Raw genomic sequence first — 18,015 nt, forward strand, 5'->3', positions numbered from 1 at the left:
GTGATGGCGGACGTCGAGGCCTGGCCGACTCTCCCGCGCTGAAGATCAGACGCTGAGGATCAGAGCTGGTTGTCGACCGGCAACAGCAAGAATAGCCCGGTTAGCAGATTTCGGTAGAAACCCGCACCAGGATCGAGGTTGTAGGTGCGGATCGCGCCGTCTTCCTCGTCGGTCCAGACGAGCGGCGAGGAGATCGCGCTGCCGCGCATCGACGCCAGTTGCGCGGGCGTGGCGAGCGTGACGCGGTAGCTCGCCTTGGGCGAGCTGGCGAGCGCGAAATAGCCCGTGACCTCGTGCGCGACCGGCGCGCTGTCGATCGAGAGCGCGAGTTCCGTGTTCAGGTTCGCCGAGCGCGGATCGAGATTGAGCGAGCCGATTACGAGCGTGCTGTCGTCGATCACGTAGGCCTTCGCGTGCAGGCTCGCGCGCGATTGCGAACCGACGATGCCGAAGCGCCGCTGCGGCGATCCTGCGGGCTGCACGGGCTTGAACTCGTAAAGCTCGGCGCCGGCCTGCAACATCGGCACGCGATAGGGGCTGTAGCCGGCCTGCACGGCGATGGCGTCGGTGGCCGCGAGCGAGTTGGTGAGGATCGCCACGCGCACGCCACGCGCGGTCAGGTCGCGGATCGCCTGCACGCCCGCCTCGTGCGGCACGAAGTACGGCGAGAACACCAGCACGCTGCGGTTCGCCTGATGGATCTGGTCGAGCAGCGAACGCATCGCGTCGCCCATCTGGCCGTGTTGGTCGCCGTCGTGCGCGCCCGCGATCTTTTCCGGCGAATCGGCCACGAAATGCCATTTCGCCCAGACGAGGCCGAGTTCGCCGCGCGTGATCTGCTGCGCGAGCGGCGTGGCGTTGAGCGGCTTCGCGTTGTAGGGCTCGGCGGTGTCGCGCCAGTGCTGGCGCAGGTCGTCGCGCGCGGTGTCGAGGTCGTGCGCGTCGAACTTCTGATGATTGAGCACGGAGAGCGGATACGAGACCGCGCTGTTCCAGTAGGCGTCGAAGCTGTCGGAGACCGCGCGCGCCACCGGACCCGCGCCCAGTACGTCGAGATCGGTGAACTGCAGCGTCGGACTGGCACTGAAGTACTCGTCGCCGAGATTACGCCCGCCCACGATCACCAGTTCGTTGTCGACGATGGTCGCCTTGTTGTGCATGCGGCGCGTGAACTGGTCGACGTTCGTGAAGAAGTTGCGCGTGCGCGTGAACATCGACTCGCTGGTGCTGCCGTACGGATTGAACACGCGGATCTGGATGTTCGGATGGCTGTTGAGCGCGGCCATCAGGCGGTCGATGTCGTGGAAGTTCAGGTCGTCGACGAGCATGCGCACGCGCACGCCGCGGTCGGCCGCGTAGAGCGCGGAGCCGAGCAGCAGCTTGCCGGTGGTGTCCTCGTTGGCGATGTAGTACTGCATGTCGAGCGTTTTCGTCGCCGCGCGCGCGAGCGCGACGCGCATCTGCAACGAGTCGGTGCCGGTGGCCAGCAGGCGGAAGCCCGACTGGTCCGGATGCGCGGCTTCGGGCGCGGCCAGCGCGGCGCCGAGCGGCGTGGCGCGGGCGTCGGCGGTGGACATCGCGGCGGTGGACTGGCGCGGGTAGTCGCTGGCGGGCGGGCGTGTCGCGCAGCCGGCGGCGAGCGCGAGGCACAGGCACGCGGCGAGCAGGGCGAACGGGCGGGCGCGGCGGTGCACGCCGTTGGCGCGGGAAGCGGAGGAGGCGTAGGGCAGGGCTGGCGCGTTCAAGCGAAATCTCCTCGGGGTCTGCCGCCGGTGCCGGACGCGGACGGGCTGGTTCGCAGACATGTGTGTCTTTTCGTTTCGATTCTATCGGGAAGCGGTGCGGTGCGCGGGGGGAAACGGCGCGCGGCGAATCTCGCCTGAGCAAGATGCGCGCCTCGTTTCACGTCGGCTGGAAACGTCGGCGGGCGGGGGCGCGCGAGACTGCTCGCATCAGCAACGGCGGGAGATCGCGATGACGAGGGCAGTGAACGACGTAGGGCCGTGGGGCGAAGTGGTCGAGACGTTCGAGGTGCCGCGCGGCGCGTGCCGCCGCGTGCGTCGCGCGCAAGGCGGCGTGCTGGGCGTGCTCGAAGGGCGCGTGCTGATGACGGTCGAAGGCGACGCCCAGGACTTCTGGCTCGAACCCGGCGAGGCGCTGCCGTTCGCGCCGGGCGAGCGGGTCTGGATCGGCGGATGGGATGAGGCGGTGCGTTGCGAGGTGCTGACGGGCGTGAGCACGCCGGTGTCGGTCAGCGGAAACGGGGTGCTGATGCGATGGTGGGCGGCGGCGCGCTGGCTGGCGCGCCTGGGCGGGCTGCGTCCTGTGCGGCGGCCGCGCTTGGGTGCTCAGCGCGGGTGAAGTCGGCCCCGAAGGTCGCGTCGGTCGCGCGCCCGACCGCGAGCCCGATTGCGCGACGCCTTATCCGCGTCGCGCCGTATCAGCGCGTTGCGCCGCTATTTGCGCGATTGCGTGCCTCGTCGGCGTCGCGCTCGCTGCCGCGCGCCGGCTTGCCGGCCCAGTAGCCCGCGAGCAGCGAGCCCGAGAGGTTGTGCCATACCGAGAACAGCGCGCCCGGCAGGGCGGCGAGCGGCGAAAAGTAGAGCTTGCCGAGCGTCGCCGCGAGGCCGGAGTTCTGCATGCCCACTTCGATCGCGAGCGTGCGGCACACGGATTCGTCGAAGCCGAGCAGACGGCCGCCCCAATACCCGCCGAGCAGGCCGATGCCGTTGTGCAGCACCACGCCCAGCGCCACGACCGGACCGACCGTCGCGATGCTCGCGTGCGTGCCGCCCACCACGGCGGCGATGATCGCGAGGATCGAGACCATCGAGACGAGCGGCAGCACCGGTTCGACGCGGCGCACGAGGCCGCCCGCGAGCCGGTTGACGATCAGCCCGACGATGATCGGCAGACCGACGATCTGCAGGATGCTCATCAACATGCCGTGCACGTCGACGACGATCGACGCGTCCACGTAAAGGCGCGTCAGCAGCGGCGTCGCGAACACGCCGACGAGCGTCGAGAGCGCGCTGATCGTCACCGACAGCGCGACGTCGCCGCGCGCGAGATAGATCATCACGTTCGAGGCCGTGCCGCTCGCCACGCTGCCCACCAGCACCATGCCGGCGGTGAGGTCGGCGGGCATGTGCAGCGCTTTCGCGATCACCCACGCGGCAAGCGGCATCACGAGGTAGTGCAGCAGAATGCCGGCCGCCACGGGCGCGGGACGCGTGAACACGCGCTGGAAATCGGCGAACGAGAGCGTCACGCCCATCGCCAGCATGATGATCATCAGCAGCGTCGTGACGTGCGGCGCGATGGGCGCGACGACGCCCGGATTGAAATACGCGGCGAGCGACACGAGCACTGCCCAGAGCGGGAACAGTCGGGTAATCGGGGCGAGCATGGAAGCGTGGTCCGTGAGAGGGTTCGTTTTCTTGATGACGGCGCGTGATAGCGCGAGCGGCATGCCGGGGTGGCCGGCGCGGCGTCGCGGGTCCGGTCGTTTGGTCGTTCAGTCGTCCGGTCGTCCGGTCAATGCGCGCGGAATTTTCCTGCCCTCGTGGGACGGATGGCGGCGGGCGCCAGCCGCGTATTCTAACCGCTCGCGTCAGGCGGACCTGGGGGGCGTCTTTGTCCGTCGTTGTCCGTCAGGCGCGGGCGCGCGTCAGGCCGTCTGCGAGCGCGCCGCCTCGGTTTCCGCGCGCAGGCTCATGCGGTGAAAGCGCCACGTCATCAGCACGGCCACGCTCGCGAGACCGGCCGCGAGTCCCCACCAGAGGCCGAGCGCGCCATAGCCGAAATGGAACGCCAGCGCATAGCCGACCGGAAAACCGATGCCCCAGTAGCCGAGCGTCGCGGCCAGCATCGGGATGCGCGTGTCCTTGAGGCCGCGCAGGCAGCCGGAGCCGACCGTCTGCATGCCGTCGACGATCTGGAAGATCGCCGCCACGCCGAGCAGCGAGGTGGCGAGCGCGACGGTCTGCGCGTTGGCCGGATCGTCGAGATGCAGATAGAGCCCGACGATCCAGTGCGGCGCGAGCACCATCACGAGCGCCGACATCGACATGAAGCCCACGCCCAGCGCCAGCGCGACGAAGCCCGCATGACGCGCCGCGCGCGGCACGCCCGCGCCGATCCAGTAACCCACGCGCACGTTGCCCGCCTGGCCGATCGAGAGCGGCACCATGAACATCACCGAAGCGACGTTCAGCGCGATCTGGTGGGCGGCAAGCGGCATTGCGCCGAGGAGGCCCATCAGCAGGCCGGTCGCGAGGAACAGCGTTGCTTCGACCGCATAGGTGATCGCCACGGGCCAGCCGATGGAGAACAGCTCGCCCATCATCGGCGCGCTCGGACGGCGCGCGACCACGAAGTGCTGATGCGACGGGCGCAGATGCAGCAGCGCCATCAGCACGAGCGTGGTGAGCCAGATGGTGACGGCGGTCGCCGCCGCCGAGCCGAGAAAGCCGAGGCGCGGCAGGCCCCAGACGCCGTGGATCAGCCCGTAGTTCAGGAAGCCGTTGAAGAACACGCTCGCGATCGAAATCCAGAGCAGCCGCCGCGCCGCGCCGATGGCGGGCAGGAACGAGCGCATCAGCCCCACGCCGATCAGGCTCGCGGGCGCGCCCCAGCGCAGCACCGACGCGTATTCGCCGACCTGGCGCGCGAGCACGCCCGGCTCGCCGAGCGCGTGCAACAGCGGCTCCGCGAACGACAGCAGCGCGAACGCGGGCAGCGCGAGCACGAGCGAGAGCGCGAAACCGGTCCAGTAGATATGCGGCACACGATGCAGATCGTCGGCGCCGCGCGCCTGCGAGACGCTCACGCTCACCGAGGTCAGCACGCCCTGCAGCACCGTCACGACCACGAAGAACAGATTCGCGCCGAGTCCGCCCGCCGCGAGCGCGCCCGCGCCGAGCGAGCCGAGCAGCACGGTGTCGGTGACGCTCATCGCCATCTGCGACAACTGGGCGATGGCGAGCGGCGCGGCGAGACGTGCGGTGTCGGCGGCGTGACGTTTGAGCGTGGGCGGCGCGATGGCGCGGCTGGCGCGGTCGGTGCGCGCCGGTGAAGTCGTTCGGGTCATGAAAGGCAAGCGGCGCGAAGTATCGCGCCGCGTCGGAAAAACGCCTGGAGATCGAATCCGGAAGTGCAGGCGGGAACGGCTCAAGCGCCTTGAACGGCTGCGAGCCTACCCGCCGAGATTACCTGTCTTTCAGCCAAAAAGCACCTGCGTGGTGCATGTGCGATCGGCGCAGCCTGTTACTCCGGCTCGTGAATCGCGATGCGCGTGTCGCCGAGCAGCACCGACTGGCCCGCGCGGATTTTGCAGGTCTTGCGCAGTTCGACTTCGCCGTCGACCTTCACCGCGCCGGACGAGACGATCTGCTTGGCCGAGCCGCCGCTGTCGGCGAGTCCGGTGATCTTCAGGAGGTTGTGCAGTTCGACGTAGTCGCCGGTCAGCGTGAAATCGAGATTGGGCATGGCGCGTGGAAATCGGTGAAATTGGAACAAAGGCGCGGAACATTGGCGCGCGCCGTGGCGGCGCGGAGGGTGAGCATCATAAGCGATCGCGCGTGGCGCGGCCCGGGATGCTTGGCGATCGGGCGTAGTTACATGTCGGGGCCAGATGTTATGAATTCGTCAGCAAATGAAACGCTGCGTAACGTCGCGGGACGGCGCGCGGATCTTCAGATGAAAATGGGTTCACCGAAGCGAGACCGCCGGGCTCCACGGATTCACCCGACCACGGCGGCTCCATCGAGCGGAAACGGAGCGGGAAACGGCGGGCACGCCCGTTGCAGGACTGACCCACGCCAATTCCCGGAACTACTCAAGAGGATACGCCATGACCCAGATTCGCAAGCTGCTGACCGCTACCGCCATTGCCGCCACCGCCGCTGCCTTCGCGCAGGGCGCGTTCGCCCAGACCGCCACGCCGGCGGCGGGCGACGCGCCGACGATGGCCCCGGCTACCGCGCCGAGCCAGGCGCCGGCCGCCGCGGGCATCGCGCAACCGGCGCCCGCGCCGCAAAATCTGACCGCGCCGCAGCCGACCGATCCGCTGGTGCAAAAGCGCAACGCCAACGCGGCGGCCAGCGCCGAGTACCGCAGCGCCAAGAAGTCGGCGAACTCCGAGTACAAGGACGCGAAGAAGCAGGCCAAGACGCAGTACAAATCGGAGGTCAAGGACGCGAAGATCAACCGCAAGGCCGACCGTCAGGCCAACGATTCGGAAATGAAGGATCAGATGAGCGGTCAGTCGGCGCAGCAGCAGGGCGGCACGCAGCAGCCGTAATCCGCGTCAGCGCTAATCACGTGCAAGGCGGCGGCGTCCGGTAACGGATGCCGCCGTTTTTTATTGCGCCGGGAAGTTGACGCATAAATATCGCCAGATCGCGCCAGATCAGCCCACGATCGAGCGCTTGCGGGTGCGAGGTGTATGGATATACAGTATGCGTCGCCGCCTTTTACGGATTCTCCGCGCCCGCCGTGTCCACCGCCGTGTCCACTCCCGTTTCCAACGATTCCCTCGTCGATCCCGTCAGCGCTGTCGCTCAGGACGTTGCGGCCTATCTCGCCAAGCTCAACGAGGCGCAACGCGCCGCCGTCGAGCATGGCGGTCCGCAGGCCTTCGCTCCGGGTGCGACGCTGCCGGAACCGCTGCTCGTGATCGCTGGAGCGGGTTCGGGCAAGACCAACACGCTTGCGCATCGCGTCGCGCATCTGGTCGTGAACGGCGCCGATCCGCATCGTATCTTGCTGCTAACGTTCTCGCGTCGCGCGGCGCAGGAAATGACGCGGCGTGTCTCGCGCATCGCCGCCGGCGTGCCGGGCGCGGCCGCCGTGCTCGCGCAGGGGCTCACGTGGGCGGGCACGTTTCACGGCATCGGCGCGCGCCTGCTGCGCGAATACGCCGAGCAGATCGGTTTGTCGCCGGCCTTCACGATCAACGATCGCGAAGATTCCGCCGATCTCATGAACCTCGTGCGCCACGAGCTGGGATTGTCGGCGAAAGAGAAGCGATTTCCCGCTAAATCCACGTGTTTGGCGATTTACTCGCGCGTAGTCAACACCGGCGATTCGCTCGCCGACGTGCTCGCGCGCTCGTTCTCCTGGTGTCTCGAATGGGAGCCGCAACTGCGCGCGCTGTTTGCCGAGTACGTGGACGCGAAGCAGAAGCAGAACGTGCTCGATTACGACGATTTGCTGCTGTATTGGGCGCATATGGCGCAAGAACCCGTCATTGCCGCCGATCTCGCCACGCGCTTCGATCACATTCTCGTCGACGAATATCAGGACACGAATCGCCTCCAGGCGTCGATCCTGCTCGCGCTCAAGCCCGACGGACGCGGCCTGACCGTCGTCGGCGACGATGCGCAGGCAATTTACTCGTTTCGGGGCGCAACGGTACGCAACATCCTCGATTTCCCCGCACAGTTCGATCCGTCCGCACGTCAGGTGACGCTGGAACGCAACTACCGGTCAACCGAGCCGATCCTCGCTGCGTCCAACGCCGTGATGGACGCCGCCACCGAGCGCTACACGAAAAACCTCTGGACCGATCGCGCCTCGCAGCAGCGTCCGCGCCTCGTGACGGTCGCCGACGAGGCCACGCAGGCGCGCTACGTCGTCGAGCAGATTCTGGAGGCGCGCGAGGGCGGCATGAAGCTCAAGCAGCAGGCCGTGCTGTTTCGCGCCGCGCACCATAGCGCGACGCTCGAAATCGAGCTGGCGCGGCGCAATATCCCGTTCGTGAAATTCGGCGGCCTGCGTTTTCTCGACGCCGCGCACGTAAAAGACGTGCTGGCGGTGCTGCGCTGGGCCGAAAATCCGCTCGATCGCGTGGCCGGGTTTCGCGTGACGCAGTTGATGCCGGGCGTCGGGCCGGCTACCGCCGCGCGTCTGCTCGATCAGGTTGCGGCTTGCACGGGCGCGTATCGCGCTGCCGAAGCGCTCGCCGCATTCGCACCGCCGCCGCGTGCCGCCGAGGACTGGAGCGCGTTCACGGCGCTCATCGACAGCATCGGCGCGCGCGCCACGGCCTGGCCGGCCGAGTTCGAGCGCGTGCGGCGCTGGTACGAGCCGCATCTGGAGCGCAATCACGAAGACGCGCAGGTGCGCATGGCCGATCTGCTGCAGATGGAAAGCATCGCGAGCACGTACCCCTCGCGCGAGCGCTTCCTGACCGAACTCACGCTCGATCCGCCCGACGCGACCAGCGCCGAATCGGCCGATCCGCTGCTCGACGAGGACTATCTGATCCTCTCGACCATCCATTCGGCCAAGGGGCAGGAGTGGCGCAACGTGTTCGTGCTCAACGGCGTGGACGGCTGCATTCCGTCCGATCTGGGCGCGGGCAGCGACGAGGAACTGGAAGAGGAGCGCCGTCTGCTCTACGTGGCGATGACGCGTGCGAAGGAGGATCTGCACATCGTCGTGCCGCAGCGCTTTTATGTGCACAACCAGGCGGCGTCCGGCGATCGTCACGTGTGGGCGTCGCGCACGCGCTTCATCGCGCCGTCGATGCTGCCGCTGTTCGAGTCGCGCGCGTGGCCCGCGCCGCCCGTGGCGAGCGCGCCGAGTGCGGCGGGACTGGCCGCTGCGGCGCGCGCGAAGGTCGAGATCGGCGCGAAATTGAGGAAGATGTGGGACTAGGGCGCGCGCCGGGGGTATGAGCCTGATCGGTGCGGTGTCCCGCGGGCGGGACGGGCTAGCGAGGCTGATTCTTCGGCGGCGGCACGAAGAAGTTGCGCAGCCAGGCGGCGAGGCGCGTGAAGACGTCGTCGGGTTCTTCGACGAAAATTTCCGGCTTCAGCAGACGCAGATATTCCATGATCTGCTGCGCTTCCTGCTTCTGGAACGTGCCGTGCGCGATGCCCAGACGCAGCAGGCCGCGCAACTCCCCGAGCCGCTCGCGCGCGAGCGAACCCGTGGCCTGTTCGCAGCCGATCTTCGCTTCATAGACGCGCTGGCGCACCGATTCCGCGAGCCGCCATGCGGGCGTCTGCATGATTTCTTCGAGCGTCTGGATGTCCTGCACGCCCGACTTGATCTGCGCGGCGAGCGGGTCGATCTGCGCTTCCTCGCCCTGCGCTTCCTGCACGATCGCGGCCGCCCATTCGCGGCACTTCTTCGACAGCTCGTCGGGCGTCCACTCGGGACGCGACGCGACGCCGAAACCAAAATCGCCGGCCTGACGCAGCAGCATCGAGACGACTTCCGGAAACTCCTTGTCGAGCGTGCGCTTGGCCCACGCGTACTGGCCGCCCTGCAATAGCCGCTGCACCGCCTGCTCGGTGAGCGGCGTCATGTTGTCGAGCAGCTTCGCGCGCAGGAAGTCCTCGAACGACGGCGTGAGGAATTGCGGGTCGAGCTTCAGCGAGACGCGCAGGAACGCGTCGAAATCCTTGCGCAGCGACGCAAGTGTTTCTTCCTTGAGGTTAAGGGTGATATTCCCCATTCTGGTTGCCCCGATCTATTCCTGGCGTTGCCTGGTGATGGCCAGTCTTCGGCTGACCACTGCGCCAAGGCAGGCTTCGACGGTTTAACGGCGCGGCGCGGCGAAACTTGAGCGGCTGCGTGAAAGGTTCACGCGAGGTTCACGCGAGGTTCGCTCGAACGCGCGCCGTGAAAGGACCGTGGGTGGACGGGCGGCGGCCCGTCCGGGGGGATTCGAGGGCGCACTCCAATGCGTATTCAGATGCGCATTTCAGCGTGGATTCAGCGCAACACGACGCCTTGCCAGACGAAGAACACGCCGAGGCCCACGGCGATGGTCAGCAGCGGACGCTTCGTCAGCGCGCTCACGACGATCGCCGCCAGCGCGCCGACGAGTTGCGGATTGCGCCAGCTCAGTTCGGCGCCCTGGCCGTGCGGCGAGACGGCCATCGGCACGATGATCGCCGTGAGGACGGTTACGGGCACGAAACCGAGCGCCGTGCGCACGAGCGGCGGAAACACGAGTCGCTCGCCGAGCACGAAGACGGCGGTGCGCACGATCCAGGTGATCAGCGCCATGCCGAGGATCAGGACGACGTAGTTCATGGGCTGGTTCATCGGTTGCCTCCTGCGACGGCGTGCGCCTCGCGCGGATGCCGGTCCGGGCGGCGGTTGCCGGTCGGGTTCGATGAGTGCGACGGAGCGTCGGCGTCGGGTAGGGCGTCGGCATCGACATGAGATTGGCGCGGTTTGCGCGGCAACGACAGCGCCACGCCGACCACGACGCCCGCGAGCACCGCGCCGAGCAGCCCGAGCTTGTACGGCCACGCCTGCCAGTAGAACGCGAGCACGCCCGAGGTGACGGCGGCCGCCACAAAGCGCAGCGCCACCAGTTGCGGGACCACGATGGCGATGAAAGTGGCGACCATCGCGAAGTCGAGTCCGAGCGACTGCAGGCCCGGGAACGCCGCGCCGAACAGCAGGCCCGCGGCGGTCGAAATCTGCCAGTTCAGATACATCGAGACACCCGAGCCGAGGAAGTGCCACGGCGAGACGTCGTCGCCGGGATGATGGCGGCGGTAATGCGCCCAGGCGACGGCGAACACCTCGTCGGTGAGCACCGCGCCGAGCGCGAGGCGCCAGCGCATCGGCAGATGCGAGACATAGGGCGCGAGCGTGGCGCTGTAGAGCACGTGGCGCAGGTTGACGATCAGCGTGGTGGCCCAGATCACGGCGTAGCTCGCGTGCGAGGCGATCAGCCCGAGCGCGATGAACTGCGCCGAGCCAGCGAATACCGTGACCGACATGAACTGGCCGTGCCAGAGCGCGAGCGGCCCGGACGTGACGAGCGTGCCGAAAATCACGCCGAACGGCGCCGCGCCGATCATCATGGGGATCATGTCGCGCGCGCCGGCCGCGAATTCTTTGTAGCGATGGGGATGGTGGGTCAAGCTGTCTCTCCTGATTCGGAAAGCAGCATAGCGAGCGGCGCGGTGCGTGGCTTGTACGATCTTGCGGCGAGCTTTGTCGATCAGTGTGGCGAGGTTGCGTGGCGTTCCGGATGACGCGCAGTCAAGCGCGCAGTAAAGCGCGCAGTAAAGCGCGCAGTAAAGCGCGCAGTAAAGCGCTCAGGACGACTGCCAGCGTCCCGGCGGCACGCCGAACATGCGGCGGAAATGGCGCGTGAAATGGCTTTGATCGGCGAAACCGCTGGCGGCGGCCACGTCGGCGACCGACGCACCCGCGCGCAGCGGCCCGAGTGCGCGTTGCAGGCGCAGTTGCGTGCGCCATGCGTGCGGCGGCAGACCGGTCGCCTGGGTGAAGAGACGCGTGGCGTGGAACGGCGACAGGCCGACCGCCTGGGCGAGATCGGCGACGCGCAGCGGCGCGGGCAGGTCGGCGGCCAGCAGCGCCTTCATGGTCTCGACGCGCGGGTCGTTGACGTGCGGCCCGATCGGCGCTTCGCGGGTGCGGGCGTGGCGCGTGAGCAAGGTCGCGAGCGCGTCGAGCAACGCGTCTTCGACGGCGAGCGGGTCGGGCGCGGGCAGGGCGAGCGCGCTGGCGTTGCCGCCGGGCGCGGTTCGGGGCTCCGGATCGGCGCGCCGCGCATCGGCGTCGGCTTCGAGCAGACGATGCGCGTACGAGAGCCGCTGCGCGAGATCGGGATCGCGGATCACATCGGCGCCGAACCACGGCAGCGGCTGCTCGCGGCCCGCAATTTCCGCCGCGAGACCGTGCAGATAATCGACCGGCAGGTATATCACGCGATAGCGCCAGCCTTCGTCGACGGCGCGCGAACCGGTATGCACCTCGCCCGGATTGATGACCGGCACCGTGCCGGTTTCCGCCACATGATGCGCGCCGCGATAGCGGAAGCACTCCGCGCCGTCCTCGATCACGGGCACCGTGTACGCCTCGTGCCAGTGCGGCGAGAACGTGTGATCGTGATATTCGGCCGTCAGCAGATCCCCGCCGGGCAGCAGCGGCGAGCGCCAGTAACGGGCGGAATCGCGAAAACGGGGAAGGTTCATGGAGACGGCGGCCAGTCAGTCGGCTTTCAGGCGGCGTGGAAGACCAGTTTAGCGCACCGGAATGGTCGTGCCGGCGGGCATCGGCACGGCGGTGACGCTGTTCTTCGCGCTGCCGCTCACGACGCGGTCGCTATAGGTCAGGTAGACGAGCGCGTTGCGCTTGGTATCGACCACGCGCACCACATGCAGCGTCTTGAAGAGAAACGACATGCGCTCGTTGAACACGTCGGCTTGTTGCTTGAGCGGCGCGCCGAAGCTGATCGGGCCGACCTGGCGGCAGGCGATCGATGCTTCGGTGGGATCTTCGGCGATGCCGAGCGTGCCCTTCACGCCGCCGGTGCGCGCGCGCGACACGTAGCAGGTGACGCCGCTCACGGCGGGGTCGTCGTAGGCCTCGACGACGACCTTGTCGGAGCCGGTCATGCGGAAGTTGGTGTTCACGCTGCCGATCTGTTCGGCGTGCGCGATGCCCGATGCGCAGGCGAGCGCCGCGGTGAATGCGGCAGTGAACGCGGCGGACAGCGTCGGGGCAAGGCGGATGGATTTCATGCGGATTCCCGGGAGTGACGAGGTGTCATTATCGGGCAGGGCGGCGCTAGTAACCGAGTTCTCGTTGATGGCGGAAGGCCAGGACATAGAGGGTGTCGTCGCCGGGAGGGGGCAGATAGAGCGCGACGTAGTCCGTATCGCCGAATGGAATGACCAGTTCGCGAAGTCCGGGTGTGGCCTCGATTGGTCGGCCAATCGCTGGCGTGGCTTCAAGCGCCCGGAAATGTTGATCGATGACTTGTGCTGCGCGCCGCGAGGCTTCGGGTGTTTTTCGAGACAGAAACCGCCGACAGCGCTCCAATCCTTCAATGGCGCGCTGAGTGACGATCAGTCGTGGCATTCCGGCGCGGGGAGTTCGTCATCCGTGCCCCAGTCGCCCAGCCACGCGCGCACCTCGTCGCCATTCAGGTGACGGCCGGATTGCTGATAGTGCTGCCATGACGCGAGCGCTTCCTGCGTGAACCGCTCGCGCGCTTCTTCGCGCTCGGCGTATTGCGCGATGGCTTCGCGCATCACGGCGTGCGGCGTGCGATGCTGAAGGCCCGCGATATGCTGGATGCGGTCCTTGAGTTCGTCGTCGAGCTTGATGGAAATGGACATGAGGCGTGCCCCGTTAGCGGGTATTACCTGTCGATACTACACCAGTTGACTGGCTGCCATCGCGGTCAGTCGGGCGAGTGTTTGATGTCGCAAAAGGGAGAGGGCGCGCCATGCGTCAGTCACGCACGCCCAAAAGAAAAAAGCCGTTGCGCAAAAACGCAACGGCTTTATATTTTGGCTCCCCGACCTGGGCTCGAACCAGGGACCTACGGATTAACAGTCCGGCGCTCTACCGACTGAGCTATCGGGGAACAGCAGTACAACTACAACTTTTTAACTTCATGAAAAAGCCCGTTATGCGCGGTGTTCAACACGAACGGGCTTTTGCGAATCTTGGCTCCCCGACCTGGGCTCGAACCAGGGACCTACGGATTAACAGTCCGGCGCTCTACCGACTGAGCTATCGGGGATCAACAAAAGCAGAGAACGAGATTCTATGGGGCCTGGCGGAGTCTGTCAACACCTTGTCGCCATCTTTTTAAAACAATCCTCCTTCAAAAGGATTGTTCGACGGATTGTCCGTCCTCGGGTGACGTGGTGACGTGGTGACAAACGGACGCGGCGGCGCGGCCCCAACCGCCGCGGAACGCGGCTTAGCGCTCGAGCAGCGCGAGCTTGTCCTTGATGTCCTTGAATTCCTCGGCTTCCGGCAGGGCAGCCTTGGTTTTCGTGATGCTCGGCCAGTTCTTGGCGAGATCGGCGTTCAGCGCGATGAAATCCTGCTGGTCGCCAGGCACATCTTCTTCGGCGTAAATGGCGTTCACCGGGCACTCAGCCACGCACACGGCGCAGTCGATGCACTCGTCCGGGTCGATCGCGAGGAAGTTGGGACCTTCGCGAAAGCAGTCCACCGGGCACACATCGACGCAGTCGGTATAGCGGCACTTGATGCAGCTTTCGGTCACAACGTGGGTCATTCAGGCAGCTCCTGCAAGCTTTTGTATTGGGGATGGCGCTGGATTGACGCGCGCCAAAAGCGGTATTGTAACTGAATGGGAATTTCCCTATCCACACCGCCGGCGCGCCTTTTATATCGTTTCGTGATTAGTTTATGCGGTGCCGCCTTGGCCCGCGCAAATGCGAAAGGCGCGCAAGTGGCGGCCGATTTTTTGCGCAATATCCCTGCGCGCGCCACGGACGTGCATGCAAGCCCGCGTCCGAATGCCGCATTCGGGTAACATGAGCGCACCGCTGATGCCCGCCTTCCGACGGCGTCGCCGCGAGCCCCGGAAGGCGCGTGGCGGTTCGGAAAACGAGGCATGCATCCTCCGATTGCAGTCCGGCTAGTCAATCATGGTCATTACTTCGCTGCTCGATACCGATCTGTACAAATTCACGATGATGCAGGTGGTGCTGCATCATTTCCCCGCGGCCAACGTCGAATATCGCTTCCGCTGCCGCACGCCGGATGTCGACCTCGTGCCGTACGTCGACGAAATCCGCAGTGAAATTTCCAAGCTCTGCCGTCTGCGTTTCGCCGAGCCCGAACTTGAGTATCTGCGCAAGATGCGCTTCGTGAAGGGCGATTTCGTCGACTTCCTCGCGCTGTTCCATCTGAACGAAAAGTACATCTCCGTCACGCCGTCGCCGAAGAACAACGGCGAAATCGACATCGAGATCAAGGGGCCGTGGCTGCACACGATCCTCTTCGAGATTCCGGTGCTCGCGATCGTCAACGAGGTGTATTTCCGCAACACGCAGCATCATCCGCAATACGAAGAGGGCCGCGAGCGCCTGCGCCGCAAGATCGAGCTGCTCGGCGCGAAGCCCGAGTTCGCCGACTGCAAGATCGCCGATTACGGCACGCGCCGCCGCTTCTCGAAGCGCTGGCACGAAGAGGTGATCCTCACGCTCAAGGAAGATCTCGGCGAGCAGTTCACGGGCACGAGCAACGTCTACTACGCGATGAAGCACAACCTCACGCCGCTCGGCACGATGGCGCACGAGTATCTGCAGGCGTGCCAGGCGCTCGGACCGCGTCTGCGCGATTCGCAGATCTACGGCTTCGAGATGTGGGCGAAGGAGTATCGCGGCGACCTCGGCATCGCCTTGTCGGACGTGTATGGCATGCAGGCGTTCCTGCGCGACTTCGACATGTACTTCTGCAAGCTCTTCGACGGCGCGCGCCACGATTCGGGCGATCCGTTCGAGTGGGGCGAGCGTCTGCTCAAGCACTACGAGGAGAACCGCGTCGACGCCCGTACGAAGACCATGATCTTCTCGGACGCGCTCGACATTCCCAAGGTGCTGCGTCTGTACGAGCGCTTCAAGGACCGTTGCCGTCTCGCGTTCGGCGTGGGCACGAACCTCACCAACGACCTCGGCTATCAGCCGCTGCAGATCGTCATCAAGATGGTCCGCTGCAATGGTCAGCCGGTCGCCAAACTGTCCGATTCGCCGGGCAAGAACATGTGCGACGACAAGGCCTATCTCGCGTATCTGCGTCAGGTGTTCGGCATCGAGCAGCCGACCGAAGTGGAGTGCGCGGGCAAGTAAGTTCGCGCACGCAGCACGTAAGCGACACGCGGGCGGCACGCGCTTCATGCGCGGGATAGCGCGCCGGAATACGAGCGACGCGCCGGTATAATCGGCGCGTCGCTTTTCTTCTTTTGACGAGGACGCACATGGACACCACGGCCGCCCGCCGCAGCATGCTCGCGCGCATCCGCGCCGCTCAGGGTCGCGATGCAACACCCGCCGCGCACGAACGGGAAGCCGTGGCCGACTATCTCGCGCGGCATCCGCAAGGGCCGCGTCCGCCGATGGAAGGCGACCTCGTCGCGCGTTTCGTCGTCGAGGCGAAGAAGATGGCATCCACGGTCGAGGAGGTCGCGCAGCTCGCCGACGTGCCCGCCGCCGCGGCGCGCTATCTCGCCTCGCTCCAGTTGCCCACGCAGGCCGTCGCCTGGGAGACGCTCGAATCGTTCGACTGGACTTCGGCGGGGCTCACGGTCGCGTTTCGCAAGCCCGAAGATCGCGATCTCGTCGGCCTCACGGGCTGTTTCTGCGCCACTGCCGAGACCGGCACGCTGGTGCTGCTGTCGGGTCCGCAAACCTGGGCCTCGGGCGCGCTGCTGCCCGAAACGCACATCGCCGTCGTGCCGGCCTCGCGCATCGTCGCGGGTCACGAGGACGCCTTCGCGCTCATGCGCGCCGAACGCGGCGAACTGCCGCGCGCGGTCAATTTCGTCTCGGGGCCGTCGCGCACCGGCGACATCGAACAGACCATCGTGCTCGGGGCTCACGGGCCGTATCGCGTGCACGTGATCGTCGTGCAGGGAGCGTGACGCGTTGACGGATAGCCGCGCGGCACGCAACACGAAGCGGATCCTTGCGCAGTCGCTCGCGGCGCTGCTCGCCTGCGGCGCCAGCACGGCGCACGCATCGAGTGGCGTCGACGGCGCGACACTCTCCGCGACCTGGGGCTTGCCGTTCGCCTGCATGCTGCTCTCGATCGCACTGTTCCCGATGTTCGCGGCCACGTTCTGGCATCGCCATTTCGGCAAGATTTCGGCGGCGTGGGCGCTCGCGTTTCTCGTGCCGTTCGCGGCGTCGCACGGCGTTGGCGTCACGGTTCCGCTCTTTCTGCACGCGCTCGTCGACGAATACGTGCCGTTCATCGTACTGCTCGGCGCGCTCTATACGATCGCGGGCGGCATCTGCGTGTACGGCAATCTGCACGGCTCGCCGCGCACCAATACCGCGATCCTCGCGCTCGGCACCGTGCTCGCGAGCGTGATGGGCACGACCGGCGCGGCCATGCTGCTGATCCGCCCGCTGCTGCGCGCCAACGACAATCGCCGCCACAACACGCACGTGGTCGTGTTCTTCATCTTCCTCGTGGCGAACGCGGGCGGTTCGCTCACGCCGCTCGGCGATCCGCCGCTGTTCCTCGGTTTTCTCAACGGCGTCGGCTTTTTCTGGACCGCGCAACATCTCGCGCTGCCGATGCTGTTCGTCTGCGGCGTGCTGCTCGTCGCGTTCTTTCTGCTCGATACGTGGCGGTTCCGAAGCGCCGGCGAAGCGCGCGCGCCGTTCCTCGATCCGACGCCCGACACCGGACGGCTCGGCATCGGCGGCAAGGCCAACTTCGCGCTGCTCGCGGGCGTGATCGCGCTCGTGCTCATGAGCGGGCTCTGGAAGCCGGGCATCGGCGTCGAGCTGGCGGGTGCGCGCATCGAACTGCAAAACGCCGTGCGCGATGCCGGACTGATCGTGCTGGCAGTCGTGTCGTACGTGTTCACGTCGCGGCAGGCGCGTGCCGACAACGGTTTCGACTGGGCGCCGATTGCCGAAGTGGCGAAGCTGTTCGCAGGCATCTTCGTGACGATCACGCCGGTGATCGCGATGCTGCGCGCGGGCGAGGCGGGCGCGTTCGCCTCGCTGATCGCCTTCGTGAACGATGCGCCGGGCCGCCCGAACGACGCGCTGTATTTCTGGGCGACGGGGCTGCTGTCCTCGTTTCTCGACAACGCGCCCACCTATCTCGTGTTCTTCAATCTCGCGGGCGGCGACGCGCAGGCGCTCATGACGGGCGGCGCGAAAACGCTCGCCGCGATCTCGGCGGGCGCCGTGTGGATGGGCGCGGTGACCTATATCGGCAACGCGCCGAACTTCATGGTGAAGGCGATCGCGCAGCAACGCGGCGTGCGCATGCCGGGCTTCTTCGGCTATCTTGGCTGGTCGTGCGTGGTGCTCACGCCCGTGTTCGCGGCCGCGACCTGGCTCTTTTTCGCCTGATTCGTCTGATACCTGATACGCGCGCGGATCTGGCGGATTAGCCATTCGGCCGACTATGCCGATGCGCGGCCGCGCGGGACAATGCGGAACAATAACGCCCAGGCCGCCCCCGGCGGGCTTCCGGATCAACCTCAGTAGTGTGGAGAGT

The 18,015-nt window shown here is 66.6% G+C and carries 18 protein-coding genes and 2 tRNA genes; 6 read left to right on the forward strand and 14 right to left on the reverse strand.

Annotation, left to right across the window (positions count from 1 at the left end; genetic code table 11):
* Nucleotides 1-59 precede the first annotated feature (59 nt).
* Entirely contained in the window at nt 60-1,805 is a 1,746-nt protein-coding gene (locus SB764_RS16490) for a phospholipase D family protein (RefSeq protein ID WP_080180353.1), read from the reverse strand.
* A gap of 169 nt (nt 1,806-1,974) precedes the next feature.
* Here SB764_RS16490 and SB764_RS16495 point away from each other — a divergent pair, with 169 nt between their 5' ends.
* Nucleotides 1,975-2,361 (forward strand): DUF2917 domain-containing protein, encoded by a 387-nt coding sequence (locus SB764_RS16495; protein ID WP_181441032.1) that lies wholly within the window; start codon nt 1,975-1,977, stop codon nt 2,359-2,361.
* A 79-nt stretch (nt 2,362-2,440) separates the two neighbouring features.
* Here the strand turns inward: SB764_RS16495 and SB764_RS16500 are convergent, their stop codons facing one another.
* The 3 genes from SB764_RS16500 to SB764_RS16510 all read right to left on the reverse strand — a co-directional run bounded on the left by SB764_RS16500 (nt 2,441) and on the right by SB764_RS16510 (nt 5,490).
* On the reverse strand, nt 2,441-3,409 hold the full coding sequence (locus SB764_RS16500; RefSeq protein ID WP_410864091.1) for a bile acid:sodium symporter family protein: 969 nt from the start codon (nt 3,407-3,409) through the stop codon (nt 2,441-2,443).
* A 261-nt stretch (nt 3,410-3,670) separates the two neighbouring features.
* Complete coding sequence (locus SB764_RS16505; protein WP_065061282.1) at nt 3,671-5,092, reverse strand: MATE family efflux transporter; 1,422 nt, start codon at nt 5,090-5,092, stop codon at nt 3,671-3,673.
* 176 nt (nt 5,093-5,268) lie between these two features.
* Nucleotides 5,269-5,490 carry an RNA-binding S4 domain-containing protein gene (locus SB764_RS16510; RefSeq protein WP_065061283.1) on the reverse strand — a complete coding sequence of 74 codons (222 nt, stop codon included), beginning with the start codon at nt 5,488-5,490 and terminating at the stop codon, nt 5,269-5,271.
* A 364-nt stretch (nt 5,491-5,854) separates the two neighbouring features.
* On the opposite strand from SB764_RS16510, the gene SB764_RS16515 reads away from it, so the two are divergent.
* A complete protein-coding gene (locus SB764_RS16515; RefSeq protein WP_065061284.1) occupies nt 5,855-6,304 on the forward strand; it encodes a hypothetical protein in 450 nt (149 codons plus the stop codon).
* A gap of 206 nt (nt 6,305-6,510) precedes the next feature.
* Nucleotides 6,511-8,664: an ATP-dependent helicase gene (locus SB764_RS16520; protein ID WP_410864208.1), complete on the forward strand. Its 2,154-nt coding sequence runs from the start codon at nt 6,511-6,513 to the stop codon at nt 8,662-8,664.
* A gap of 55 nt (nt 8,665-8,719) precedes the next feature.
* On the opposite strand, the gene SB764_RS16525 is transcribed toward SB764_RS16520, so the two are convergent.
* From SB764_RS16525 to fdxA, 10 genes are all read right to left on the reverse strand, one after another.
* Nucleotides 8,720-9,469: a DUF4088 family protein gene (locus tag SB764_RS16525; protein WP_065061285.1), complete on the reverse strand. Its 750-nt coding sequence runs from the start codon at nt 9,467-9,469 to the stop codon at nt 8,720-8,722.
* Between the two features lie 260 nt (nt 9,470-9,729).
* Complete coding sequence (locus SB764_RS16530) at nt 9,730-10,053, reverse strand: AzlD domain-containing protein (RefSeq protein ID WP_065061403.1); 324 nt, start codon at nt 10,051-10,053, stop codon at nt 9,730-9,732.
* 8 nt (nt 10,054-10,061) lie between these two features.
* On the reverse strand, nt 10,062-10,847 hold the full coding sequence (locus SB764_RS16535; protein ID WP_080180368.1) for an AzlC family ABC transporter permease: 786 nt from the start codon (nt 10,845-10,847) through the stop codon (nt 10,062-10,064).
* A gap of 228 nt (nt 10,848-11,075) precedes the next feature.
* Nucleotides 11,076-11,978, reverse strand: a complete 903-nt coding sequence (locus SB764_RS16540; protein WP_074983856.1) for an AraC family transcriptional regulator — start codon at nt 11,976-11,978, stop codon at nt 11,076-11,078.
* A gap of 48 nt (nt 11,979-12,026) precedes the next feature.
* Nucleotides 12,027-12,527 (reverse strand): CreA family protein, encoded by a 501-nt coding sequence (locus SB764_RS16545; RefSeq protein ID WP_074983855.1) that lies wholly within the window; start codon nt 12,525-12,527, stop codon nt 12,027-12,029.
* Between the two features lie 46 nt (nt 12,528-12,573).
* Entirely contained in the window at nt 12,574-12,867 is a 294-nt protein-coding gene (locus tag SB764_RS16550; RefSeq protein ID WP_410864095.1) for a type II toxin-antitoxin system RelE/ParE family toxin, read from the reverse strand.
* The gene (locus SB764_RS16555; protein ID WP_065061287.1) at nt 12,855-13,127 is read right to left on the reverse strand and encodes a CopG family ribbon-helix-helix protein; all 273 of its coding nucleotides are present in this window, start codon (nt 13,125-13,127) and stop codon (nt 12,855-12,857) included. Before SB764_RS16555 ends, SB764_RS16550 begins: the two co-directional genes overlap by 13 nt.
* Nucleotides 13,128-13,302: 175 nt before the next feature.
* Nucleotides 13,303-13,378, reverse strand: a tRNA-Asn gene (locus SB764_RS16560).
* Nucleotides 13,379-13,461: 83 nt separating this feature from the next.
* Nucleotides 13,462-13,537: transfer RNA gene (locus SB764_RS16565), tRNA-Asn, on the reverse strand.
* Nucleotides 13,538-13,720: 183 nt separating this feature from the next.
* Complete coding sequence (gene fdxA, locus SB764_RS16570; protein ID WP_065061288.1) at nt 13,721-14,044, reverse strand: ferredoxin FdxA; 324 nt, start codon at nt 14,042-14,044, stop codon at nt 13,721-13,723.
* Between the two features lie 376 nt (nt 14,045-14,420).
* Between fdxA and pncB the strand changes: the two genes are divergently transcribed.
* The 3 genes from pncB (at nt 14,421) to SB764_RS16585 (ending at nt 17,867) form a co-directional block, all read left to right on the forward strand.
* Nucleotides 14,421-15,623, forward strand: coding sequence for a nicotinate phosphoribosyltransferase (pncB, locus tag SB764_RS16575; RefSeq protein ID WP_065061289.1), 1,203 nt, complete (start codon nt 14,421-14,423; stop codon nt 15,621-15,623).
* A gap of 128 nt (nt 15,624-15,751) precedes the next feature.
* Entirely contained in the window at nt 15,752-16,414 is a 663-nt protein-coding gene (locus SB764_RS16580) for a lactate utilization protein C (protein WP_065061290.1), read from the forward strand.
* A gap of 40 nt (nt 16,415-16,454) precedes the next feature.
* Nucleotides 16,455-17,867, forward strand: a complete 1,413-nt coding sequence (locus tag SB764_RS16585; RefSeq protein ID WP_410864210.1) for a sodium:proton antiporter — start codon at nt 16,455-16,457, stop codon at nt 17,865-17,867.
* The last annotated feature ends 148 nt before the right edge of the window (nt 17,868-18,015 follow it).

This window comes from Paraburkholderia sp. SIMBA_027 (assembly GCF_046535315.1).
Classification (GTDB): Bacteria; Pseudomonadota; Gammaproteobacteria; order Burkholderiales; family Burkholderiaceae; genus Paraburkholderia; species Paraburkholderia tropica.